The organism is Streptomyces virginiae (assembly GCF_000720455.1).
GTDB classification, from domain to species: domain Bacteria; phylum Actinomycetota; class Actinomycetes; order Streptomycetales; family Streptomycetaceae; genus Streptomyces; species Streptomyces virginiae.
On record NZ_JOAK01000010.1, the window covers coordinates 77,345 to 100,937 of the forward strand.

21 protein-coding genes and 1 pseudogene are annotated in these 23,593 nt (G+C 72.1%); 14 read left to right on the forward strand and 8 right to left on the reverse strand.

The genetic code is table 11. The annotated features are described in order from the left end of the window. Window positions 1–33: 33 nt before the first annotated feature. Entirely contained in the window at window positions 34–2,925 is a 2,892-nt protein-coding gene (locus IG86_RS0117235) for a vitamin B12-dependent ribonucleotide reductase (protein WP_030821265.1), read from the forward strand. Between the two features lie 112 nt (window positions 2,926–3,037). Here IG86_RS0117235 and IG86_RS0117240 read toward each other — a convergent pair whose 3' ends face one another. Then, the gene (locus IG86_RS0117240; RefSeq protein ID WP_045937237.1) at window positions 3,038–3,433 is read right to left on the reverse strand and encodes a winged helix-turn-helix transcriptional regulator; all 396 of its coding nucleotides are present in this window, start codon (window positions 3,431–3,433) and stop codon (window positions 3,038–3,040) included. Between the two features lie 68 nt (window positions 3,434–3,501). Here IG86_RS0117240 and IG86_RS0117245 point away from each other — a divergent pair, with 68 nt between their 5' ends. Continuing rightward, window positions 3,502–4,191, forward strand: coding sequence for a nitroreductase family protein (locus tag IG86_RS0117245; protein ID WP_037848131.1), 690 nt, complete (start codon window positions 3,502–3,504; stop codon window positions 4,189–4,191). Window positions 4,192–4,198: 7 nt separating this feature from the next. On the opposite strand, the pseudogene IG86_RS45700 reads toward IG86_RS0117245, so the two are convergent. After that, window positions 4,199–4,306, reverse strand: a pseudogene (locus IG86_RS45700) (DUF1152 domain-containing protein); the annotation flags it as partial. A gap of 87 nt (window positions 4,307–4,393) precedes the next feature. On the opposite strand from IG86_RS45700, the gene IG86_RS0117250 reads away from it, so the two are divergent. The 5 genes from IG86_RS0117250 to IG86_RS0117270 all read left to right on the forward strand — a co-directional run bounded on the left by IG86_RS0117250 (window position 4,394) and on the right by IG86_RS0117270 (window position 9,489). Next, complete coding sequence (locus IG86_RS0117250) at window positions 4,394–5,242, forward strand: arylamine N-acetyltransferase family protein (protein ID WP_030821281.1); 849 nt, start codon at window positions 4,394–4,396, stop codon at window positions 5,240–5,242. 32 nt (window positions 5,243–5,274) lie between these two features. Beyond that, the gene (locus tag IG86_RS0117255) at window positions 5,275–5,880 is read left to right on the forward strand and encodes a YdbC family protein (RefSeq protein ID WP_030650343.1); all 606 of its coding nucleotides are present in this window, start codon (window positions 5,275–5,277) and stop codon (window positions 5,878–5,880) included. Window positions 5,881–5,952: 72 nt separating this feature from the next. Then, window positions 5,953–6,612 (forward strand): histidine phosphatase family protein, encoded by a 660-nt coding sequence (locus tag IG86_RS0117260; RefSeq protein ID WP_030821283.1) that lies wholly within the window; start codon window positions 5,953–5,955, stop codon window positions 6,610–6,612. 11 nt (window positions 6,613–6,623) lie between these two features. After that, complete coding sequence (locus tag IG86_RS0117265) at window positions 6,624–7,538, forward strand: ADP-ribosylglycohydrolase family protein (protein ID WP_030821285.1); 915 nt, start codon at window positions 6,624–6,626, stop codon at window positions 7,536–7,538. 163 nt (window positions 7,539–7,701) lie between these two features. Next, window positions 7,702–9,489 carry a DUF4153 domain-containing protein gene (locus IG86_RS0117270; protein ID WP_030897727.1) on the forward strand — a complete coding sequence of 596 codons (1,788 nt, stop codon included), beginning with the start codon at window positions 7,702–7,704 and terminating at the stop codon, window positions 9,487–9,489. A 67-nt stretch (window positions 9,490–9,556) separates the two neighbouring features. Here IG86_RS0117270 and IG86_RS0117275 read toward each other — a convergent pair whose 3' ends face one another. Beyond that, window positions 9,557–11,110: an MFS transporter gene (locus IG86_RS0117275; protein ID WP_030897730.1), complete on the reverse strand. Its 1,554-nt coding sequence runs from the start codon at window positions 11,108–11,110 to the stop codon at window positions 9,557–9,559. Between the two features lie 143 nt (window positions 11,111–11,253). Here IG86_RS0117275 and IG86_RS0117280 point away from each other — a divergent pair, with 143 nt between their 5' ends. The 3 genes from IG86_RS0117280 (at window position 11,254) to IG86_RS0117290 (ending at window position 13,380) form a co-directional block, all read left to right on the forward strand. After that, window positions 11,254–11,856 (forward strand): TetR/AcrR family transcriptional regulator, encoded by a 603-nt coding sequence (locus IG86_RS0117280; RefSeq protein WP_030897731.1) that lies wholly within the window; start codon window positions 11,254–11,256, stop codon window positions 11,854–11,856. A gap of 115 nt (window positions 11,857–11,971) precedes the next feature. Continuing rightward, window positions 11,972–12,682: a ribonuclease HII gene (locus tag IG86_RS0117285; protein WP_030821293.1), complete on the forward strand. Its 711-nt coding sequence runs from the start codon at window positions 11,972–11,974 to the stop codon at window positions 12,680–12,682. Between the two features lie 59 nt (window positions 12,683–12,741). Continuing rightward, window positions 12,742–13,380, forward strand: coding sequence for a hypothetical protein (locus IG86_RS0117290; protein ID WP_030821296.1), 639 nt, complete (start codon window positions 12,742–12,744; stop codon window positions 13,378–13,380). Between the two features lie 205 nt (window positions 13,381–13,585). Here IG86_RS0117290 and IG86_RS0117295 read toward each other — a convergent pair whose 3' ends face one another. Continuing rightward, on the reverse strand, window positions 13,586–14,215 hold the full coding sequence (locus IG86_RS0117295; protein WP_030821299.1) for a hypothetical protein: 630 nt from the start codon (window positions 14,213–14,215) through the stop codon (window positions 13,586–13,588). Window positions 14,216–14,517: 302 nt separating this feature from the next. Here IG86_RS0117295 and IG86_RS0117300 point away from each other — a divergent pair, with 302 nt between their 5' ends. From IG86_RS0117300 to IG86_RS0117315, 4 genes are all read left to right on the forward strand, one after another. Beyond that, window positions 14,518–16,677 (forward strand): RecQ family ATP-dependent DNA helicase, encoded by a 2,160-nt coding sequence (locus IG86_RS0117300; protein WP_030897735.1) that lies wholly within the window; start codon window positions 14,518–14,520, stop codon window positions 16,675–16,677. 143 nt (window positions 16,678–16,820) lie between these two features. Continuing rightward, window positions 16,821–18,014: a serine hydrolase domain-containing protein gene (locus IG86_RS0117305; protein WP_063761541.1), complete on the forward strand. Its 1,194-nt coding sequence runs from the start codon at window positions 16,821–16,823 to the stop codon at window positions 18,012–18,014. A gap of 108 nt (window positions 18,015–18,122) precedes the next feature. After that, window positions 18,123–18,932, forward strand: coding sequence for an SDR family NAD(P)-dependent oxidoreductase (locus IG86_RS0117310; protein WP_030650380.1), 810 nt, complete (start codon window positions 18,123–18,125; stop codon window positions 18,930–18,932). 70 nt (window positions 18,933–19,002) lie between these two features. After that, window positions 19,003–19,755, forward strand: a complete 753-nt coding sequence (locus IG86_RS0117315; RefSeq protein ID WP_030821305.1) for a TylF/MycF family methyltransferase — start codon at window positions 19,003–19,005, stop codon at window positions 19,753–19,755. Between the two features lie 111 nt (window positions 19,756–19,866). Here IG86_RS0117315 and IG86_RS0117320 read toward each other — a convergent pair whose 3' ends face one another. From IG86_RS0117320 to IG86_RS0117335, 4 genes are read right to left on the reverse strand one after another with little or no spacing between them, the layout of a single operon-like run. Beyond that, on the reverse strand, window positions 19,867–20,799 hold the full coding sequence (locus IG86_RS0117320) for an aromatase/cyclase (RefSeq protein ID WP_030897741.1): 933 nt from the start codon (window positions 20,797–20,799) through the stop codon (window positions 19,867–19,869). 3 nt (window positions 20,800–20,802) lie between these two features. Further along, entirely contained in the window at window positions 20,803–21,060 is a 258-nt protein-coding gene (locus tag IG86_RS0117325) for an acyl carrier protein (RefSeq protein WP_030650389.1), read from the reverse strand. Between the two features lie 35 nt (window positions 21,061–21,095). Next, on the reverse strand, window positions 21,096–22,307 hold the full coding sequence (locus tag IG86_RS0117330) for a ketosynthase chain-length factor (protein WP_030897745.1): 1,212 nt from the start codon (window positions 22,305–22,307) through the stop codon (window positions 21,096–21,098). Next, a complete protein-coding gene (locus IG86_RS0117335) occupies window positions 22,304–23,569 on the reverse strand; it encodes a beta-ketoacyl-[acyl-carrier-protein] synthase family protein (protein WP_030650395.1) in 1,266 nt (421 codons plus the stop codon). Before IG86_RS0117335 ends, IG86_RS0117330 begins: the two co-directional genes overlap by 4 nt. Between the last annotated feature and the right edge of the window lie 24 nt (window positions 23,570–23,593).

The following is a 23,593-nucleotide window of genomic DNA, read 5'->3' on the forward strand; positions in this document are numbered from 1 at the left end:
GGGCGTTTTTGCCCGCATATGGGAGGCAGCGGCATGACAGAGACGGCGAGCAGCTCGGCACGTGGTTCCCGCGCCAAGGGGACCAAGGCTGCCAAGGGCGGCCTGCGTATCGAGCGCATCCACACCACCCCCGGCGTGCACCCTTACGACGAGGTGAACTGGGAGCGCCGTGACGTCGTCATGACCAACTGGCGCGACGGCTCGGTCAACTTCGAGCAGCGCGGCGTCGAGTTCCCCGACTTCTGGTCGGTGAACGCGGTCAACATCGTCACCAGCAAGTACTTCCGCGGCGCGGTCGGCACCCCGCAGCGCGAGACCGGTCTGAAGCAGCTGATCGACCGGATCGTGAAGACGTACACGAAGGCCGGCGAGGACTTCGACTACTTCTCCTCGCCCGCCGACGCGGAGATCTTCGAGCACGAGCTGACCTACGCCCTCCTGCACCAGATCTTCAGCTTCAACTCCCCGGTGTGGTTCAACGTCGGCACGCCCCAGCCGCAGCAGGTCTCCGCCTGTTTCATCCTGTCCGTCGACGACTCCATGGAGTCGATCCTCGACTGGTACAAGGAAGAGGGCATGATCTTCAAGGGCGGCTCCGGCGCCGGCCTGAACCTCTCCCGCATCCGCTCCTCCAAGGAGCTCCTCTCCTCCGGCGGCAACGCCTCCGGCCCGGTCTCCTTCATGCGCGGCGCCGACGCGTCCGCTGGAACGATCAAGTCGGGCGGCGCCACCCGCCGCGCGGCCAAGATGGTCGTCCTGGACGTGGACCACCCGGACGTCGAGGCCTTCATCGAGACCAAGGTGAAGGAGGAGGAGAAGATCCGCGCGCTGCGCGACGCGGGCTTCGACATGGACCTGGGCGGCGACGACATCACGTCCGTCCAGTACCAGAACGCCAACAACTCCGTCCGCGTGAACGACGAGTTCATGACGGCCGTCGAGAACGGCACCGAGTTCGGCCTGCGTGCCCGCATGACCGGCGAGGTCATCGAGAAGGTCGACGCCAAGGCGCTCTTCCGCAAGCTGGCCGAGGCCGCGTGGGCCTGCGCCGACCCGGGCATCCAGTACGACGGTGTGATCAACAACTGGCACACCTGCCCCGAGTCCGGCCGCATCACCGCGTCCAACCCCTGCAGCGAGTACATGCACCTGGACAACACGTCCTGCAACCTCGCCTCGCTGAACCTGATGAAGTTCCTCAACGACGACGGCAAGGGCGACCAGTCCTTCGACGCCGAGCGCTTCGCCAAGGTCGTCGAGCTCGTCATCACCGCGATGGACATCTCCATCTGCTTCGCGGACTTCCCGACGCAGAAGATCGGCGAGAACACCCGCGCCTTCCGCCAGCTGGGCATCGGCTACGCCAACCTCGGCGCCCTGCTGATGGCCACCGGCCACGCGTACGACTCGGACGGCGGCCGCACCCTCGCCGCCTCGATCACCTCGCTGATGACCGGTACCGCGTACAAGCGCTCCGCCGAGCTGGCCGCCATCGTCGGCCCGTACGACGGCTACGCCCGCAACGCCGAGGCGCACAAGCGCGTCATGAAGCAGCACGCCGACGCCAACACCGTCGCGCCGCGCACCGACGACCTGGACAACTCGATCTGGGCCGCGGCCACCGAGGCCTGGCAGGACGTCCTGCGCCTCGGCGAGAAGAACGGCTTCCGCAACTCCCAGGCCTCCGTCCTCGCGCCGACCGGCACCATCGGTCTCGCGATGTCCTGCGACACCACCGGTGTCGAGCCGGACCTGGCCCTGGTGAAGTTCAAGAAGCTCGTCGGCGGCGGCTCGATGCAGATCGTCAACGGCACCGTCCCGCAGGCCCTGCGCCGTCTGGGCTACCAGGAGGAGCAGGTCGAGGCGATCGTCGCCCACATCGCCGAGCACGGCGTGGTCGTGGACGCCCCGGGTCTGAAGACCGAGCACTACGAGGTCTTCGACTGCGCCATGGGCGAGCGTTCCATCTCCGCGATGGGCCACGTCCGCATGATGGCCGCGATCCAGCCCTGGATCTCCGGCGCTATCTCCAAGACGGTCAACATGCCGGAGTCGGCGACCGTCGAGGAGATCGAGGAGATCTACTTCGAGGCGTGGAAGCTCGGCGTCAAGGCGCTGGCGATCTACCGCGACAACTGCAAGGTCGGCCAGCCCCTCTCCGCCAAGAAGAAGGAGGAGGAGAAGGAGGAGGTCACCGCCAAGACGGAGGAGACCATCCGCGCCGCCGTCGAGAAGGTCATCGAGTACCGCCCCGTCCGCAAGCGCCTCCCCAAGGGCCGCCCGGGCATCACCACCTCCTTCACGGTGGGCGGCGCCGAGGGCTACATGACCGCGAACTCCTACCCGGACGACGGTCTGGGCGAGGTCTTCCTGAAGATGTCCAAGCAGGGCTCGACCCTCGCGGGCATGATGGACGCCTTCTCGATCGCCGTCTCGGTCGGCCTCCAGTACGGCGTGCCGCTGGAGACCTACGTCTCGAAGTTCACCAACATGCGCTTCGAGCCGGCCGGCATGACGGACGACCCGGACGTGCGGATGGCGCAGTCGATCGTCGACTACATCTTCCGTCGCCTGGCGCTGGACTTCCTGCCCTTCGAGACCCGCTCGGCCCTCGGCATCCACACCGCCGAGGAGCGCCAGCGCCACCTGGAGACCGGCTCCTACGAGCCGCTCGACGAGGAGCTGGACACCGAGGCGCTGGCCCAGTCCGCCCCGCTCGCCGCGGTGCCTTCGGCCCCGAAGCAGGCCCCGGTCGCCGTCCCGGCCCCGGAGCGGAAGACGGCCCACAGCAGCGCCGAACTGGTCGAGATGCAGCTCGGCGTCTCCGCGGACGCCCCGCTCTGCTTCTCCTGCGGTACGAAGATGCAGCGCGCCGGTTCCTGCTACATCTGCGAGGGCTGCGGCTCCACCAGCGGCTGCAGCTGACACCAGCGGTATCGCGTCGGGTGCGACACCCGGCGCGGCTGAACCCGGAGCGTGATCTCCGGCAGGAAGGGGCGTCGGCCATGGGCCGGCGCCCCTTCGGCGTTCCGCGGCCTCAGGGGGCCTTGCCGGCCTCCGGCGTGGCCCGGGCCCGGGCCCGTTCGATCTCGTTGATATGGGTTTCCGTCCACTGACGGAGCGCGGTGATCGGCTCGGCGAGGCTGCGGCCGAGCTCCGTCAGGTCGTATTCGACGCGGGGCGGAACGGTGGGGTACACGGTGCGGGCGACGAACCCGTCGGCTTCGAGGCCGCGCAGGGTCTGAGTGAGCATCTTCTGTGATACGCCCTCGATGCGCCGGCTCAACTCGGTGTACCGCAGGGTGCCTTCGAGGAGGGCGTCCACGACCAGGATGGTCCACTTGCCGGAGATGTGATCGAGGACCTGGCGTGTAGGGCACTTCGCGGAGTAGACATCGGCCGGCAGCCCGGACGATTCCACAGTGGTTTTCATGCGGGGAGAGTAACGCACAAAAAGGTGCCCTCTTCCCGATGAAGAGTGACTCTCCAATAGTGAGTGGCATGACGAGTCCCACGATGTCCGTCGCAGAAGCGATCCGCACCCGCCGCACCGTCCGCCACTATCGGCCCGACCCCGTCCCGCGGGCCACGCTCGACGCACTGCTCGATCTGGCCGTTGAGGCCCCCACCAGCTGGAACCTGCAGGACCGGTCGATCGTTGCGGTCCTCTCGGACGAGGGCCGTGCGGGACTGGCATGGGCCACGGGGGGCCAGCCCCAGCCGCAAGAGGCTCCGGTCGTACTGGTCTTCGTCGCCGAGCCCCAGGCGTGGCGTGACGACCACAGCGATGTCCACGAGCAGGCGCGCCGCAGCGGAGCCTGGAACGACGAGTTCATCGAGATGTTCTCCGCCGCGTCACGGGCCTTCCAGAAGGATCTCGACCAGCGGGGTCTGCTCCGGGAGTACGCGGTCAAGGACGCCGTGATCGCGGCCTCCTTCGTGATGCTCGCCGCTACGGAGATGGGCCTGGCGACTTCGCCCATGAACGGCTGGGACGAGGCGAAGGTGAAGAAGGTGATCGGGATCGCCGGCCGCGACGACCTGGCCATCGCCCTGCTGGTGTCGGTCGGCTATCCGGCGGAGGGCCGGCGCCATCCAGGCCGGCGTGCCCGGGAGCGCAACGTCTTCCGCGAATCGTACGGGGCCGGCGGGGCGGGGGACCGCGGCATTCGACGTCGTCCGCGCCCGTAGCCGACCCGACGGGGAGGCCGGAGTAGGCGTCGAAGCCGCCGCCCGCGCCCGCCACGAGGATCCGTTCGGCATCGGCGAGGCGGGCGAAGAGCGGGTTGGTGTGCAGGGCGGTCATGGCGATCATTGTGCGGGGCGCGGACGTGCCCCTGCCCGGGATTTCCCGGGCCGTGCGGGGCCGGAAGGCAGCGGGGGAACAGGGGAGATGGGGAACATGTGGAGCGGTGACGAGCTGGACCTGGACGCGTACCTGGCGCGGATCGGCCTCGGGGACGGTTCCGGGGCGGTGGGGGAACTCCGGCCGGACCTGCCGACGTTGTACGCAGTGCACCGGGCCCACACCGCCGCCATCACCTTCGAGAGCCTGGACGTCCTGCTCGGCCGCCCCGTCGCGCTGGACGTCCCGTCGATCGAGGAGAAGCTCGTGCACGGCCGTCGCGGAGGCTACTGCTACGAGCAGAACTCGCTGCTGGCCGCCGCCCTGGAGCGGATCGGCTTCGAGGTCACGGGGCGCGGGGCCCGCAACCGCACCCGCGGGGACGCGCTGCTGGCGGTGACCCATGCGGTCCTCGTCGTGACCGTCGACGGTGAGGAATGGCTGTGCGACGCCGGGTTCGGCCACCAGGGGCCCTGCGAGCCGGTTCCGCTGGGGCGCCCCGGTGCCGAGGTGGAGCAGGGGAAGTGGACGTACCGCATCCGCGAGGAGGCGGACGGGGTCCTCGCGCTGTGCATGCTGCGCGGGGAGGCCTGGCGTGACCTGTACGCCTTCTCGCCGCAGCGCTACCACCCCGTCGACTACGTCGTGCTCAACCACTACAGCTCCGGTCACCCCCGCTCCTCCTTCGTCGGGCGGGTCGTCGTGCAGCGTCCCGGCGACGACGTCCGCCGGGCGCTCGTCGGGCGGGAACTCACCGCCCTGCACCCCGACGGGAGCACCGAGCGGCGCCTGGTCGCACCGGACGATCTCCTCGCCGTGCTCGACCGGGAGTTCGGTCTTCGCCTGCCCGATCGGGACGCGGCGGAACTGGTGGGGATGTACCGCGCCGGGGACTGACCGGGGCCGCGCCTGGCCCGTACGATGGCGCAGTGCTGGTCAAGTGGATTCGCTGCACGGTGACGGACCGACGCGGGTTCGAGCGCGGACAGCGAAAATGGGCGGGGCTGCCGGGCGAGCCGGGATTCCGGGGGCAGGGCGGCGGCTGGAGCAGAGGCCGGCAGGGGGTCGCGCATGTCTTCGCGTTCTGGGAGAGCCGGTCCTTCTACGACTCCTTCATGGCGCGCTCCCACGACAGACTGGCCGCGGCCCAGCACGGTACCTACACCGATCTGCGGGTCACCCTCTTCGACCACCGCTTCGACGTGAAGACCGGCTTCGAGCCGCGCTTCACCGATGCCGACGTGGTCCGGGTCGCGCACACCCGCGTCCGGGAGGGCCGGGTCGACCACTTCGCCCTCATGCAGGAGAAGGTGTGGAACCCGGCCATGGCTGGCTCGCCCGGCATGATCCGGGGCCTCTTCGGGGAGGCCCCGGGCCGGGAGTTCCTGGTGCTCTCCATGTGGCACGCCGCCGCCGAGCACGGCAAATACCGGCAGGAGCGGGTCGAGCGGCTGTCCCTGCGCGCCCAGATCCAGGCGGACGTGGAAGCCCTCACCGGGGACGTCGTCGACCTCGAACCGTCCTGGACGGTGTGACCGTATGACGAGCGCCAGGCCGACCGGCGTGCCCGGTCGGCCGGTCCGGCCGTGGCCGAATAGGGTCGTGGGATGGTTCGACCACGGCGCATCGTCCTTGTCCGACACGGGGAATCGGAGGGAAACGCCGACGACTCGGTGTACGAGAGGGAGCCCGACCACGCCCTGCGGCTGACCCGCAACGGCCGGGAGCAGGCCGCGGCGGCCGGGGTCCGGCTGCGCGAGATCTTCGGCAACGAGACCATCAGCGCGTACGTCTCCCCCTACCGCCGGACCCTGCAGACCTTCCGCGAGCTCGGGCTCGACCCCACACGGGTCCGGATGCGGGAGGAGCCCCGGCTGCGCGAGCAGGACTGGGGCAACTGGCAGGACCGGGCGGACGTACGGCTCCAGAAGGCCTACCGGGACGCCTACGGGCACTTCTTCTACCGCTTCGCGCAGGGCGAGTCGGGGGCCGACGTGTACGACCGGGTCGGGTCCTTCCTGGAAAGCCTCTACCGCAGCTTCGAAGCCCCGGACCATCCCCAGAACGTGCTCCTGGTGACGCACGGGCTGACGATGCGGCTGTTCTGCATGCGCTGGTTCCACTGGTCGGTGGCCGAATTCGAGGCCCTGTCCAACCCCGGGAACGGCGATTTCCGGATGCTCCTGCTGGGTCCCGACGGCCGGTACCGGATGGACCGCCCGTTTGAGCGGTGGACCACACCGGAGCCTTATGACCTGGACGGCTAGAGTGACCCGCGATGACGCCTGACTCCACTCCCGAACGGCGCTACGCACGCGCCATGGCCAGCCTCCGCGGGCTGGCGCTGGGTGACGCCCTCGGCTCCCAGTACTTCGTTCCCGTGAACTACCCGCTGCTCAAGCGGCGCGAGGTGCCCACCGGCACCGAGACGTGGCAGTGGACCGACGACACCGAGATGGCCTGCTCGGTGGTGGCCGTGCTGGCCGGCCACGGTCGGATCGATCAGGACGCGCTCGCGATGTCCTTCGCGCACCACCACGACTTCGACCGGGGCTACGGGCCCGCGGTGAACCGGATGCTGCGCCTGGTGCGCGAGGGCGAGGACTGGCGCACGCTGGCCGCCGAACTGTTCAACGGGCAGGGCTCGTGGGGCAACGGCGCCGCCATGCGGATCGCACCGCTCGGCGCCTGGTACGCCGACGACCCGGAGCAGGCCACGCACCAGGCGGAGATCTCCGCCTACACGACCCACCAGCACCGCGAGGCGGTGTGCGGTGCGATGGCCGTCGCCGCGGCGGCCGCGCTGGCCGCGGGTACGCAGGCCCCGCCGAAGGCGGCCGATCTGCTGGACGGGGTGATCGCGCTCGTGCCCCGCAGCGCGGTCGGGGCCGGGCTGCGGCGTGCTCGGGACATGCTGGACTACGGCGACGCGACCACGGTCGCGGCCGTGCTGGGCTGCGGGCGGCGCACGAGCGCCCACGACACCGTGCCGTTCGCCCTGTGGTCGGCGGCCCGGGCCCTGGACGACTACGAGCGGGCGTTCTGGACCACCGCGCAGGTGGGCGGGGACGTCGACACGACCTGCGCGATCGTGGGCGGAGTGCTGGGCGCGCGCGGGGACGCCGTGCTGCCGGCCCAGTGGCTGGCGCGCACCGAGGCGCTGCCGGCCTGGCTGCCGCAGTCGGCGCAGTAGCCCCGCCACGCCTTCCGCGCGGGGTGAAGGCCCGCGTTCCGATTGTCACGGTCCTGCCACAGCAAGCTTTTGATCCTGTTCAAAACCTTGTGGCTGCTGCCTACCCTGTCCCCATCGCCGCCCCAACCTGAACGCCGGGGCGGCCGACAGGGGAGGGGACCCGATGTCAGAGAACACCGGCGGGGCGCACGAAGCCCGGCCCGAGGCGGCGGCCAACGCAGAGGCCGTGACAGGGGATTCGCCCAAAGATCCGGCCGCGGCTTCGGCCCCGGCCCAGGCCGCGGCTCCGGCTCCGGCTCCGGCTCCGGCTGCGGCCGGCGGCCCGTCCTCCGACGCGGCCCGGCCGCAGCCGGGCGCACCGGCCGACGCCGCCGCATGGACGGCCTGGCAACAGCAGCAGCACCAGCAGCGACAGCAGCAGCAGCAGCGCCCATGGGGTGCCCCGGGCGCGCACTCACCCGTGAAGCCCTCCTGGGCCACGGTGGTCCGCCCCGCCGAGGCCGCACCCGTCCGGACCGCGACCCTCGTCGCCGTCCTCGCCTCCGGCCTCGCCGCCGCGCTCCTCCTGGCCGACGGCATGGGGTCCGGGCTGCTGCTCGCGGTGGCGCCCGCCGTCGTCGCCGCGTACGTCGCCGCCCGCGCGGCCGGCCGTACGGCCCGGCCCTGGACCCTGGCCTGGGTGATCGGCTGCCTCGCGCTCCTCGCCGTACCCGCCCTGCGCGACTCCGCGTGGCCGGTCACGCTCGCGATCCTGGCCGCCGTACTGCTGGGCGCGCTCGCCCTGCACGGCAGCCGCACCTGGCCCGGGGTCTTCCTCAGCCCGCTCGGCTTCGCCGACTCCACCGTGTCCGGCATCGCCTGGATGCTCAAGGGGCTGCGCTCGCGCGCAGGGATCGGCAAGGACCGCTGGCTGCCCGTCGCCAAGGCGGCCGCCGTGGCGGTGGCCCTGCTCGTGCTCTTCGGCGCGCTGTTCGCCTCCGCCGACGCGGCCTTCGCCGATCTCCTGGGCGGCCTGATACCCGACGTGTCGGTGGAGGACGGGCCCATCCGCTTCATGCTCTTCGTCCTCGGCGCGGTGATCGCGGTCGCGGCGGCCCGCACCGCGGCCGCCCCGCTGCGGTGGGACCGCATCGAGGTCGCCCCGGGCAAGCCGCGCTCTCGGGTCGAATGGGCCCTTCCGCTCGTCGTGCTCAACCTGCTCTTCGCCGGTTTCAACGCCGTCCAGCTGGCCGTTCTGTTCGGCGGCTACGACAAGGTCCTGGACAGCACCGGCCTCACCTACGCCGAATACGCCCGCCAGGGATTCTGGCAACTGCTCTGGGCCACCCTGCTCACCCTCGCCGTGATCGCGCTCGCCCTGCGCTGGGCACCGCGCTCCGGGGCCGGCGACCGGCGCCTCGTCCGGATCGTCCTCGGATCCCTGTGTGCGCTGACGCTCGTCGTGGTGGCCGCCGCCCTGCGCCGCATGGACCTCTACGTCGACGCGTACGGCCTGACCCGGCTGCGCGTGTCGGTGGCCGCGATGGAGCTGTGGCTCGGGCTGGTCATCGTACTGATCATGGCGGCCGGGGTGTTCGGCGCGCGCTGGCTGCCCCGCGCGGTCGCCGGCAGCGCGGCCGCCGCGGTCCTGGCCTTCGGACTGCTGTCCCCGGACGGGATGATCGCCGAGCGGAACGTGGCCCGCTTCGAGAAGGACCGGAAGATCGACCTGGCCTACTTCCAGTCCCTCTCGGCGGACGCCGTCCCGGCCCTGGACCGGCTGCCCGAGCCCCGGCGGTCCTGCGCCCTGCGCGGCATCAACGACGACATGGCCAGGGCCGGCGACGTCCCCTGGTACGCGATGAGCATGGGCGAGTACCGGGCCCGGGAGATCCTGCGCGAGCGCCCGGTGACGGCGTCGTACGAGGTCTGCTCGCGCCTGGGCACCTTCGGCAGCCGCGCCGAGTACTAGAGACCGACGGGGCCGGGCGCGGGGAGAGTTTCCCGCGCCCGGCCCCGTGCGTACGCGGGGGAGCGGCTCAGGCGGCCGGACCGGCCTTCGCGGCGGCGCCGGCCAGGGCTTCCAGATCGCTCTTGCGCACCCGGATCACCAGCAGGGCGGTGGCCAGGGCCAGGCCGGCCATCGCCACGGCGGCCATGAACGAGGTGGAGATGCCCTGGGCCAGGACGAGGTCCCCCCAGGGGTCGGGCAGCCGTCCGGTCTCCTGGAAGGCGGCCGCGGCCCCGGGATCCGCCTGGGCCAGGAAGGCCGGGACCTGCTTGGTGGCCTCCTCGCGGCTGGCCGTGCCGAAGACGGTGACCAGGATGGACAGGCCGAGCGAGCCGCCGACCTGCTGGCTGGCGTTCAGCAGCCCGGAGGCGGCGCCGGCCTCCTTCGGGTCCACGCCGGAGACGGCCGTCAAGGTCAGCGTCACGAAGTTCAGGCCCATGCCGAAGCCGAACAGCAGCATCGGTCCGAGCACGCCGGAGAGGTAGGAGCTGTCGGTCCGCAGGAGGGTCAGCCAGGCCAGCCCGGTGCCGGTGAGCGCGGAGCCGATGACCATGAAGGGCTTGGGGCCGAAGCGCGGCAGGAAACGCTGCGAGAGGCCGGCGGCGGTGACGATGGCGACGGTGACGGGCAGGAAGCCCAGCCCCGACTGGATCGGGGAGAAGCCCAGCACGTTCTGTACGAACTGGACGATGAAGAAGAACATGCCGAACATCGCCGCGGCGAGGCCCAGCATGATCACGTACGTGCCGGTGCGGTTGCGGTCGGCGAACATGCGCAGCGGGATGATCGGCTCACGGGCCTGCGACTCGATGACGACGAAGAGCGCCAGCAGGGCCAGGGCCGCGGTGAACGAGCCGAGGGTGAGCGGGTCGCGCCAGCCCTCCTCCGAGGCGCGGATGAAGCCGTAGACGAGCGAGGCCATACCGCCGGTGGAGGTGAGCGCTCCGGCGATGTCGAAACGGCCGGGGTGGCGTTCGGACTCGCTGATGTAGAGCGGCGTGAGCACCGCGATCAGCGCGCCGACCGGCACGTTGACGAAGAGGACCCAGCGCCAGTCGAGCCACTCGGTCAGCATGCCGCCCGCCAGCAGGCCGATCGCGCCACCGCCCGCGGAGACGGCGGCGAACACCCCGAACGCCCTGTTCCGCTCAGGTCCTTCGGCGAAGGTCGTCGTGATCAGGGCGAGCGAGGTCGGGGAAGCGATCGCGCCGCCGACGCCCTGGAGGGCCCGGGCGGCGAGCAGCTGCCACGGTTCCTGCGCGAAGCCGCCGAGGAGGGAGGCCAGGGTGAAGAGCAGGATTCCGGCCAGGAAGACCCGCCGCCGGCCGAGGATGTCGCCGGCCCGGCCGCCGAGCAGCAGCAGCCCGCCGAAGGTGAGGGTGTAGGCACTGAGCACCCAGGAGAGGTCGGTGGTGCTGAAGTCGAGTGCGGTCTGGATGTGCGGGAGCGCGATGTTCACGATGGTCGCGTCGAGGACGACCATGAGCTGGCAGGCGGCGATGACGGCGAGCGCCACACCGGGGCGTCCCTCCCGGCGCGCCGCGCCCGGTATCCGGGGCGCGGCGAGTTGAGAGCTTGTCACTGAGGATCCCCCCCAAAGTGAAATAGTGAACGTCGTCGTTCACTACGGGGTCCACGGTAGGAGTCCCGAGTTAGTGAACGCAAGCGTTCACTAAGGCTGAAAATGCGTGCGGCGGCGTCTCGGGCCGGTCGGAGGGTGGGGAGATGGTGGGTTCGCGCTGGTCGTCGGCGTCGCCGGGGCGCAGGCGGGGTCCCGAACTCGAACGGGCGATTCTCGACGCGGCGTTGGAGCAGCTGAGTACGGTCGGCTGGAACGCGCTCACCATGGAGGGCGTCGCCGCCGGTGCGCAGACGGGCAAGGCCGCGCTCTACCGGCGCTGGCCCTCGAAGGCGGACCTCGTGGCCGACGCGCTGCGGTCCGGTCTGCCGCGGATCGGTGAGATTCCCGACTCCGGCTCGATCCGTGAGGACCTCTGCCTGCTGTGCGTGCGCACCAGGGAGGTCATGTACTCGCGCGCCGGGCAGGCCCTCTGGTCGGTCCTTCACGAATGCGATCGCATGACTGCGGAGCGCTTTCACGGGGTCATCTGGTCCGGGCTCCAGGAGCCCGCCCAGCGTCTGATCAGGGAGCTTGTGCTGCGTGGAATCGAGCGGGGGGACGTGCGACCGGACGCCACTGGTCCGTTTGTCGTGGATGTCATTCCGGCGATGCTGATGTACCGCGCCAAGGTGTGCGGTAGCGAATGGGGGGACTCGGACATCGCCGCGTTGATCGACGAGGTGATGGTGCCGCTGCTCAGGGTGTGAGACGGGGGAGGGCGGCCGCGGGCGGGCAGGAGGGGGGCTCGTGGCCGATCGCGGGCCCGTAGGACCCGGGCGGGGGTGTGCAGTGGGCTCGGGGCGGCGTAACCTTGCTGGCGCCATGCCGTACGAAGCACCCACCCACACCGTCGAGCGCTCCCTCCGTGCAACCACCGGCGCCAAGGTCATCGCCGGGGTCGACGAAGTCGGACGAGGGGCCTGGGCCGGTCCCGTCACCGTGTGCGCGGCGATCACGGGCCTGCGCCGGCCGCCCACCGGGCTCACCGACTCCAAACTGCTCACCCCCAAGCGACGCGACGCCCTGCTCGACGTCCTGGAGGACTGGGTCACCGCGTACGCGCTCGGGCACTCCACGCCCGAGGAGATCGACGAGCTCGGGATGACGGCCGCCCTGCGGCTCGCGGCGGAACGCGCCCTGGAAGCCCTGCCGGTGCGGCCCGACGCGGTGATACTCGACGGCAAGCACGACTATCTCGGCCCGCCCTGGCGGGTCCGTACGGTGATCAAGGGCGACCAGTCCTGCATCGCCGTCTCCGCGGCTTCGGTCATCGCCAAGGTCCGCCGCGACCGCATGATGGCCGAACTCGGCGAACAGGGCGGCGGGATCGAGGACTTCGCCTTCGCCGCCAACGCCGGGTACCCCTCGCCCGTACACCGCGCGGCCCTGGAGGAGCGGGGGCCCACCCCCTACCACCGGCTCTCGTGGTCGTACCTCGACGCGCTGCCCCGATGGCGCCACCTGAAGAAGGTGCGCCGCAGCGAGGAGTCGATGGAGCTGGAAAACGGAGGCCAACTCGGCTTCGATTTCTGATCGCACCCATGTGCCACCGGCCGGTACGTTTCGTACCGGTGTTTGATAGATGTCAACTCATGCCTCTCACCCCCGCCATCGAGGAGCCTCAGATTCACGAGAGTGCCCAGGGTCCCCGCGTCACGCCGGCCGCGAGCCGCACCGCGCAGACCCCCCGCCCCGTACCTGGTCCGCGTCCCGCCGCCGTCCCGCGGCCCGGTCGCCCCGGTCCCGCCCGGCCCGCACCCCCCGCGCAGCGTGCGGCGCAGGCCACCCCCGGACCCGTTCCCGCAGCCCCTGCCCCCACCGCACCGTCCGTCTCCGCGGCGGTGCCGCAGATCCAGCTGATCCCGGCGTCCGCCGAGGGTGCGCTGGACGCGGCCGAAGAGGCCGTGGACCTGCTGCTCGACACCGGGCGCGCGCCCGGCGACATCCTGGTGCTCACCACCGGCGACCCGCACCCGTGGGCCGCTCACGAGCTGTCCTTCGGCGAGGCCGCGTACTGGGCCCTGCACGACGCCGGGGACGACGTCTTCTACGCGGACGCGGCGCAGGTCCAGCGTGCCGCCGGCCGTCCCGTCGTGGTCTTCGCGGCCAACGGCGGAGCGGTCGACACCGTCGCGGGCTCCCTCCCGGTCGCGCTCACCCGTGCGGGTGCGCTGCTGATCGTGTGCGGTGACCCGCAGCAGATCAACTCCGTGCTGGGTGCGGGCGTCTGACGCCCTGTACCCCGGCACGGGCGAGGGGCGGGGCGGGCGCTGAGCCGGCCCCGCTGAAGCCCGGGCCGGGACCCGGGCCGAGGTCCGCGCCGCAGCCCGAGCCGACGCCCGCAAGGGTGCCCGAAGCCTGATCCGCCGTACGCCCGGTCCCGGGTGTACGGCCGTGAGGCCTGCCCGCGGGCAGGCCGTGCGCCGGGTACGGGCGTCAGCGCGCGGCGGTCCGGCGCAGGGCCTCGACTGCGCCGCCGCCGGTGTGCAGGGCGAGCGGAGCGAACTCGGCCACGGTGTCACCGAGCCGCTGGGGCCGCGAATCCGAACTGGGCCGCCGGCCGCCACGGCCTTCGCCCAGCACCTGCCAGCCGTCGCGGGTCAGCGTGATGTACGCCCCGCAGCGCAGCCCGTGCAGGGTGCAGGCGTCCCGCAGCCCCCACATCCACGCGCCGTCCTCCGGGGTCCACCGCTCGTCGCCCTCGCGGCAGTAGAGCAGCACGGCCGTCCGTACCGGGGTCCGGCGCCGCAGGTCGTGCGGGAGGACCCGGCGCAGCCGGGACAGCAGGGCGTTGCGGTACTCCCAGCCGTCGGCCGACGCCGAGCGCTGCACGAAGGAGGCGCTCGCCACGAGCTGGTCCTCCGGGCCGAGGACGGCGATCACCGCGGTCGAGGGCACCGGGCTGTGCCGGGAGTGCAGCCCGCTGACCACCTCGCGCGGATTGCGCAGCAGGGGAATGCCCGCCGACGTCCACTCGGACGGTTCCAGCAGTCTGCCGTGCCGGCTCGCACCGCCGGTGGCCGTTGCCAGGGACGATGTCGAAGGCGGCGTGAATCCGAAGGTCACGTTCCTCCCTTCGGGTACACGCCCGCGGACGGGCACGGCTGGAGTCAGGGCGCGCCGCAGCGCGGCCCAGGAGGGTGCCGGGGAGCCGAGCGGGAGCACTCCGATTCTCGCGTGGCTTCCGAGCATGCGGCAACGAGCAATTGACGACGCCGACCGGAATTCGCCGGTATGCCGTTCATATCCTTGCCCCGCCACGCCGAGAATGACGCATCCGGTCGTCCGCGGAGCGTCGGCACCAGCGAGAACGCCTCCTTCGCGGGGTGAAGTGGCCGAGTGTCGTAGCCATCGGGTTGCATGGGGGTATGGAAAACCAGGAGCTGCGCACCGAAGCCGACACGATCCTCGCCGAGCTGGTCGGCGACCCCGGGGGGTCGGCGCGGCTGCGGGAGGACCAGTGGCAGGCGGTGGCGGCCCTGGTCCAGGAGCGCCGCCGGGCACTGGTGGTGCAGCGCACCGGCTGGGGGAAGTCGGCGGTGTACTTCGTCGCCACCGCCCTGCTGCGCCGTCGCGGCTCCGGCCCCACGGTGATCATCTCGCCGCTGCTGGCTCTGATGCGCAACCAGGTCGAGTCGGCGGCGCGGGCCGGCATCCGGGCCCGCACCATCAACTCCGCCAACCCGGAGGAGTGGGACACCATCTACAAGGAGGTCGAGCACGGCGAGACCGACGTCCTCCTGGTGAGCCCGGAACGACTCAACTCCGTCGACTTCCGCGAACAGGTGCTGCCCAAGCTCGCGGCCACGACCGGTCTGCTGGTGGTCGACGAGGCCCACTGCATCTCCGACTGGGGCCACGATTTCCGCCCCGACTACCGCCGGTTGCGGGCCATGCTGGCCGAACTCGCCCCCGGGGTGCCGGTGCTGGCCACCACGGCGACCGCCAACGCGCGCGTCACGGCGGACGTGGCGGAACAGCTGGGCACCGGCGCCGGCGAGGCCCTGGTGCTGCGCGGCCCGCTGGAGCGGGAGAGCCTGCGGCTGGGCGTGGTCCGGCTGCCGGACGCCGCCCACCGGCTGGCCTGGCTCGCCGAGCACCTGGACGAGCTGCCGGGCTCCGGGATCATCTACGCCCTCACCGTCGCCGCGGCCGAGGAGGCCACCGCCTTCCTGCGCCAGCGCGGCTTCGCGGTGGCCCCGTACACCGGGCGCACGGAGAACGCCGACCGCCTGCAGGCGGAGACCGACCTGCAGGAGAACCGGGTCAAGGCGCTGGTCGCGACCTCCGCGCTGGGCATGGGCTTCGACAAGCCGGACCTCGGATTCGTGGTCCACCTCGGCTCGCCGTCATCGCCGATCGCCTACTACCAGCAGGTGGGCCGCGCCGGTCGCGGCGTCGAGCACGCCGACGTGCTGCTGCTGCCCGGCAAGGAGGACGAGGCCATCTGGCGCTACTTCGCCGACACCGCCTTCCCCCCGGAGGCACAGGTCCGCCAGACCCTCTCGGCGCTCGCCGACGCGGGACGGCCGCTGTCCGTGCCAGCGCTGGAGGCGGCGGTGGACCTCCGGCGCACCAGGCTGGAGACGATGCTGAAGGTCCTCGACGTGGACGGCGCGGTCAAGCGGGTGAAGGGCGGCTGGGCGTCCACCGGCCGACAGTGGGTCTACGACTCCGAGCGGTACGCGTGGGTGGCCCGCCAGCGGGCCGCCGAACAGCAGGCCATGCGCGACTACGTGAGCACGACGGGGTGCCGCATGGAGTTCCTGCGCCGTCAGCTCGACGACGAAGGGGCCGCCCCGTGCGGCCGCTGCGACAACTGCGCGGGGCCCTGGGCCGATTCCGCCGTCTCGGCGGAGATGCTGACCGGGGCGGCGAAGGAACTGGACCGTCCCGGCGTGGAGGTCGAACCGCGCCGCATGTGGCCGACGGGCATGCCGGCCCTGGGCGTCAACCTCAAGGGGCGGATCCCCGCCGGCGAGCAGTGCTCCACCGGCCGCGCCCTGGGCCGGCTCTCGGACATCGGCTGGGGCAACCGGCTGCGGCCCCTGCTGGCCGAGAACGCCCCCGACGTACCGGTCCCGGACGACGTCCTGAACGCCGCGGTGGCCGTCCTCGCCGACTGGGCGCGCTCTCCCGGCGGTTGGGCGCCGAACGTCGCGGACGCCTCCGCCCGCCCCGTCGGGGTCGTCGCCCTGCCGTCCATGACCCGACCGCAGTTGGTCGGTTCCCTGGCCCAGGGGATCGCTGCCGTCGGCCGGCTCCCGTTCCTCGGCACGCTGGCGTACACCGGGCCGGGCGGGGCGCACGCGGCACGCCGCAGCAACTCCGCCCAACGCCTGCGGGCGCTGTCCGACGCGTTCACCGTGCCCGAGGAGCTGGCCGGTGTGCTGGCCGGCGCTTCCGGCCCCGTCCTGCTCGTGGACGACTGCACCGACTCCGGCTGGACCCTCGCGGTCGCCGCCCGGCTGCTCCGCCGGGCGGGCGCCGACCAGGTCCTCCCCCTGGTCCTCGCCTCGGCGGGGTGACCTGACGGCGGGAGCCCGGCCGGGCCCCGCCGCGCCGCCGCCCCGTCCGCCGCTCGAGCGATGCCCGAGCGGCGGTTCGTAGAGAGACGGCAGTCGGCCGTCAGGAAGGAGGGCCGCTCTCCCGGCGCGAAGGACGGAAGACTGTGCACGAATACCCCCAGGCAGGGCTGGCGGCGGACGCGTTCGGCGAGGTCGCGGCCGTCTTCGAGGAGAACTTCGCGGCGGGCGAGGAGCTGGGCGCGGCCGTGGGCGTCTACCACCGGGGCCGCCCCGTGGTGGACCTCTGGGGCGGCTGGGCGGATCCCGCGCGCACCGATCCGTGGCGTTCGGACACGCTGGCGGTGCTCGCCTCCCCGACCAAGGCACTGGTCACCGCGGCCTATCTGCACCTGGCCGACCGGCAGCGGCTGGACCTGGACGAGCCGGTCGCGGCGCACTGGCCCGAGTTCGGCGCCAACGGCAAGGCGGCCATCACCCCCCGCATGATCCTCACGCAGCGCTCCGGGATCGTCTGCCTGGACCACGCGCCCCTCACCCCGTCCGCCCTGCGCGCCCACACCCCGGTCGCCGAGGCGCTGGCCGCGGCCCGCCCCGAGTGGGAACCGGACACCTCGCACGGCTACCACGCCACCACCTACGGGCACCTGCTGAGCGAGCTGATCCGCCGCCGCACCGGGCTCACCGCAGGCCGCTACTTCGCCCGCCACCTGGCGGGCCCCCTCGGCCTCGACGCGTACATCGGGCTGCCCGCCGGCACCGACGCCCACCTCGCCACGATGCTGGAATCCAAGGCGGAGGCCCTGATGGACGGCGCGGACCCCGGTACGGAGCTGGACATGCTCCGAGCCCTCGGCGAACCCGGGTCGCTCACCCACCGGGCCATGATCGGCAGCATGCGGCTGTACGACGCCCTGGATCCCTCCGTCGAGGACCCCTCGTACGGAGGGCTGGCCGGCGCCGGCTCGCTGTCCCGGCTGTTCGCCGCCCTCGTCGGCGAGGTCGACGGCATCCGTCTCATCGGCCCCGACCGCACCGACGAACTGGCCCGCCCCTACTCCCGCGGTACGTGCGAGGTGGTGCTGCTGCCCAGCACCTGGGGCCTCGGCTTCATGCTCCCGGACAGCCCGGTCTTCCCGGCCTCCGCCGGACTCGGTCCCCGCGCCTTCGGCTTCGACGGCGCCAACGGCACCTTCGTCTTCGCCGACCCCGACCACGAACTGGCCTTCGCATACGTCCAGAACGCCGGCTCGCGCACCATCGGCCGCATGAACGACCGGGCCCACCGCCTGGTCGCGGCCGTGTACCGGTCGCTCGGGGGGAGTGCGCGCGGGGCGTGAGCCGAGGGCCCCGGCCCGCGCTCTAGCGGTTTTCCAGGGCTCGTGAAGGGCGCTTTGAGCGGCCGCTGCGAGCGTGACGCCTCCCAGCCGACCCTTCGCGGAGGAAACATGGCCAACGCCAACGCCAACGCCCCTGCCCACGCAGACGTACGCACCGCCCTCGTCACCGGAGCCACCAGCGGAATCGGCCTGGAGATCGCCACCCGGCTGGCCCGCGCCGGCCACCGCGTCTTCCTGGGCGCCCGCACCGCCGACCGTGTGGAGCAGACCGTCGCCGCACTGCGGTCCGAGGGACTGGACGTCGACGGCCGGAGCCTGGACGTGACCTCCCGCGAGGACATCACCGCCTTCGTCCGGGCCGCGACCGAGCGCTTCGGCCCGGTGGGGATCCTCGTCAACAACGCCGGCCGCTCCGGCGGCGGCGTGACCCGGGAGGTCCCCGACGAGCTCTGGCTCGACGTCATCAACACCAACCTCAACAGCGTGTTCCTGATGACGAAAGACGTCCTCAACCACGGCGGCATGCTGGAGCAGGGCTGGGGCCGGATCATCAACATCGCCTCCACCGGCGGCAAGCAGGGCGTCCTGCACGGCGCCCCCTACTCGGCCTCCAAGCACGGAGTCGTCGGCTTCTCCAAGTCCCTCGGCCTGGAGCTGGCCCGGACCGGGGTCACCGTCAACGCCGTCTGCCCCGGCTTCGTCGAGACGCCGATGGCCGCCCGGGTCCGCGAGACGTACGCCGGCCTGTGGGACGTCACCGTCGACGAGGCCCACGCCCGCGTCAGCGCCCGCGTGCCGGTCGGCCGGTACGTGCTCCCCGAGGAGGTCGGCGCGATGGTCGACTACCTCGTCGGCCCGGGCGCCGCCTCCGTCACCGCGCAGGCCCTCAACGTCTGCGGCGGCCTGGGCAACTACTGACCGGCCGCCGCCCGTACGCACTCCCGGCGCGCCCGCGCCGCCCGAAGCCCCGAAAGGACCCGCACCCCGCATGGAGAACACGGCCGAGCTGTACCTGGACCTGCTGGAAAAGGTCGTCACCAACCTCGTCTACGAGGACGCCCCGATCCCCAACGAGTGGTTCCCCGAGCACGAGTTCCGCCCCGAGAACCGTGAGACCGGCACCGACTGGCCGAGCGTCGCGCACACCATGGTGGGCCTCAAGCGCATCCGCAACATCCGCACGCTCCTCGACCGGGTCGTCGCCGACGGCGTACCCGGGGACTTCATCGAGACCGGCGTCTGGCGCGGCGGCGTCTGCATCTTCGCCCGCGGATATCTCAAGGCCCACGGGATCACCGACCGGAACGTCTGGCTCGCCGACTCCTTCGAGGGCATCCCGGACACCGGCGAGGACGGCCACCCCATGGACCGGGAGATGGCCCTGCACCGCTGCAACGGAGTGCTCGGCGTCACCGCCGACACCGTGCGGGAGAACTTCGGCCGCTACGGACTCCTCGACGACCAGGTCCGGTTCCTTCCGGGCTGGTTCAAGGACACGCTGCCGACCGCTCCCGTCGAGCGCCTCGCGGTGCTGCGCCTCGACGGCGACCTGTACGAGTCCACCCTCGACGCCCTCGACAACCTCTACCCGAAGCTCTCCGCCGGGGGCTTCGTCGTGATCGACGACTACTTCATCCCGGCCTGCCGCAAGGCCGTGGACGAGTTCCGCGAGAAGCACGGCATCACGGACGAGATCGAGGCCATCGACGAGTACAGCGTCTTCTGGCGCCGCTCCGCCTGAGCCGCCCGCCCGACCGCCCCCGTCGTCCGTCCCACCGCACACGCCATCGGCCTCCAGGATCTCCCAGGATCCTGGAGGCCGGTGGCATGGGCCGGTTGCGCCTCGGACGGGTCAGGCGGCGGTGGTGCGGTCCGCCAGCTCCAGCGTCGTACGGCTGTTCCTGCCGAGCACCTCGCGCAGGTGCCGGCGGGCGTCGGCCACCGTGGCGCCCGCCCCGAGGACCTCCTCCACGGCGGCGGGGTCGATCACCACCGTGTGCTCGGCCGTGACCCGGGCGCCCGTCCCGGCCCCGGAGTCGGTGAACTCCCAGACACCGCTGTGTCCGAGCAGCAGCCGCGGCGGCACCAGCTGCTTGTAGGCGATCCGCTCCCCGGGCCGGCAGACGCGCAGCGAACGGGTGGTGTGCGCCGCACCGTCGGCGGTGACGGTGTCCATCTCCATCTCCTGCACCCCGGCGGCGTCCTCGGTGAGCTCCACCCGGCCCACGTGGGGCAGCCGCTCGGGCCACAGGTCCGCGCGGTGCACGAACGCGTAGGCCTCCTGCGCGGTGCAGGCCAGGGTGACGGTGTCGGAGAAGGAGAACACCAGGTCCCCCGCGTCCGCGCCGAGCTCGGCGATGCGGGCCAGAGCCGCCAGTTCCAGCGGGCTGTTGCGGTCCAGCGCGGCGTTGATCCAGTCCACGGTGTCCGGGTCGTCGCCGACCGCCGTGAAGTCGTGCAGCAGCACGATGTCCGTACCGCCGTCCTCACGCACCTCGAAGATCCATTCGCCGCCCATCGAGGCGATGGGCGCAGCGCTCTCCTCCTGGTCGAACCGGATCCGCAGGTTCAGCGGGTCCAGGGTGCGGCGCGATACCCACGTCTTGACCTCGCCCCCCACCGTGGCCCACAGCCGGAACCGCTCGGAGAGCTCGCCGCGCTCCAGATAGTGCGCGGCGACGCTGGGCGCGAACACGGCCGGCCACCGGCCGACGTCGGCGGCGAGGTCGTACAGCGCCTGCGGCGGCGCGGTGGAGGTCAGGGCGTGCCGGGTGTGCCGACGCATGCCTCAGCCCGCCGCGGGGAGGGAGCCGTTGACGGAGTCCAGCAGCTCGCGCGGGGTGGCGACCTTGTCCGGGATCTCCACCCCGTACTCGCGCTGGATGACGGCCGAGGTCTCCAGCAGAGCCAGCGAGTCGTATCCCAGCTCCGTGAAGGCGGTGTCGAGGATGTCTCCGTCGAGCTGGCCGCCCTCGCTGCCGGCGGACTCCGACAGGATCCGGCGCAGGTCGTCCAGGGTCATCGTGGTGGTGGTCGGGTCGCTCATCGTTCCCATCTCCTTCATCGTTACTGCTCGTTCCATCAGTGGTCGTACGTCCGGACGACGGCGGCCGAGTTGAAGCCGCCCGTCCCCCGGGCCAGGACGAGGGCCGTCGACAGCCGCGCCTCCCTGGGGGCCTTGCGGACCAGGTCGATGCCGTACTCCTCCGGTACGTCGTCGGTGTTCGCGGTCGGCGGGATCACCCCGTCGCGCAGCGACAGCAGCGCGGCCACCACGTCCAGCGGCCCGCCCGCGGAGTGCAGCCGCCCGGTCAGCGCCTTGGGTGCGGTCACCGGGACGCCGTGGGCGCCGAACACCTCGCGCAGGGCCTCGGCCTCGCCCCGGTCCAGGGCGGGCAGGCCCGCCGAGTCCGCGAAGACCACGTCCACTTCGGCCGGGGCGGTCCCGGCCTCGGCCAGCGCGAGCTCGACGGCTCGGCGCAGGGCCGGCGGCCTCGGCGACCCGGGCGGCGGGTCGAAGGTGGAGGCCTGCCCGGCGAGTTCGCCGTACACGCGGGACACGCCGCGCCCGCGGGCCGCGTCCGCGTCCTCCAGGACCAGGATCGCGGCGCCCTCGCCGGGCACGTGCCCGCTCGCCGTACGGTCGAACGGCCGGTACTCCCCGGAAGCGGCCACCCGGCCGCCCGACCACTGCGCGGCCCAGCCCCACGGGTCGAGCGCCGAGTCCGCGCCGCCGGTGACGACCAGCTTCGCCTCGCCGCGGCGCAGCGCCCTCCGGGCGTGGCCGAGTGCGTCCAGCCCGCCCGCCTGCTCGGCGACGAGGGCCTTGCCCGGGCCGCGCAGCTGGTGGCGGATGGAGATCTGGCCGGTGTTGACGGCGTAGAACCAGGCGAAGGACTCGTACACGCTGACGAACTGCGGCCCCTTGGACCACAGCTTCGCGAACTCGCGGTGGGTGAACTCGAAGCCGCCGAACGCGTTGGCGGTGATCACGCCCATGTCGTAGTCGACGAGCGCGCCCGGATCCACGCCGCCGTCGGCCAGGGCCAGTTCCGCGGCGGTCAGCGCGAACCGGGTGGACCGGTCGGTCTGCGGCAGCAGCCGGTTCGGCAGGTGCGCCGCCGGGTCGAAGCCCCGTACCTCGCCGGCCTGCCGGGCCGGATAGCCGGAGGCGTCGAAGGCGGTGATGTCGGCGATGCCGCTGCGGCCCTCCAGGGTCGCCGACCAGAACTCCTCGGTGCCGGCTCCGTTGGGGGCGACGACTCCCAGCCCCGTGAACACTGTGGTCGTCATGACACTCCTTCCGGCCGCCGCAGCAGCATCGCGCTCTGGAAACCGCCGAACCCGCTGCCCACGGTCAGCACGGTGTCCACGCGCTGCTCGCGGGCGGTCAGCGGCACGTAGTCGAGGTCGCACTCGGGGTCGGACCGGTAGAGGTTGGCGGTGGGCGGCACCACGTTGTGCTTCATGGCGAGCGCGCACGCCGCGATCTCCACGGAGCCGATGGCCCCGAGCGAGTGGCCCACCATGGACTTGATCGAGCTGATCGGGGTGCGGTAGGCGTGGTCGCCCAGAGCGCGCTTGAACGCGGCCGTCTCGTGCCGGTCGTTCTGCACGGTTCCCGATCCGTGGGCGTTGACGTAGTCGATCGCGTCGGCGTTCAGCCGGGACTGGTCCAGCGCGACCCTGATGGCCTCGGCCATCTCACGGCCGTCCGTCTTCAGACCGGTCATGTGGTAGGCGTTGAGGCGGGTGGCGTACCCGCTGACCTCGGCGTAGATCGTCGCGCCGCGGGCCCGCGCCCGCTCCAGCTCCTCCAGGACGAAGACGGCCGCGCCCTCGGCCAGGACGAAGCCGTTGCGGGAGGCGTCGAAGGGGCGGGAGGCGTGCGCGGGGTCGTCGTTGCGGTTGGTGGTGGCCTTGATCGCGTCGAAGCTGGCCACCACGACCGGGGTCACCGGGGTGTCGGCCGCTCCGGCCAGCATCACGTCGGCGGTGCCGTCCGCGATCAGCTGTACGGCGTTGCCGACGGCGTCCAGCCCGGAGGTGCAGCCGTTGGACACCAGGGCCACCGGGCCCTCCGCGCCCACCGTCCACGCGACCTCGGCGGGCATCTTCCCGGGGGTCAGATAGTCGTACATGTGCGGCGACAGGTAGCCGGGGTCGACCTCCCACTGCCGTCCGGCATCGGACAGCACCAGGTACTCGCGCTCCAGGCTGGTCGCGGCGGCCACGGCGCTGCCCAGGCTCACGCCGACCCGGGACGGGTCGAGCGCGCCGAAGTCGAGGCGGCTGTCCGACACCGCGTCGCGGGCGCAGACCACGGCGAACTGCGTCGCCCGGTCCATCCTGCGGACCTCCCGCGGGGTGAGCCCTTCGGCCCCCGCGTCGAAGTCGCACTCGCCCGCGAGCTGGGAGCGGAAGGGGGTGGGGTCGAAGAAGCTGATCCGGCGGGTCGCGGTACGACCCGCGGCCAGCAGGGACCAGAACTCCTCCGTGCCGCTTCCTCCCGGTGCGCGCACCCCCATACCGGTTATCACGACACGACGGGACATCGAATCGGTTTCCTTCTCGAAGAG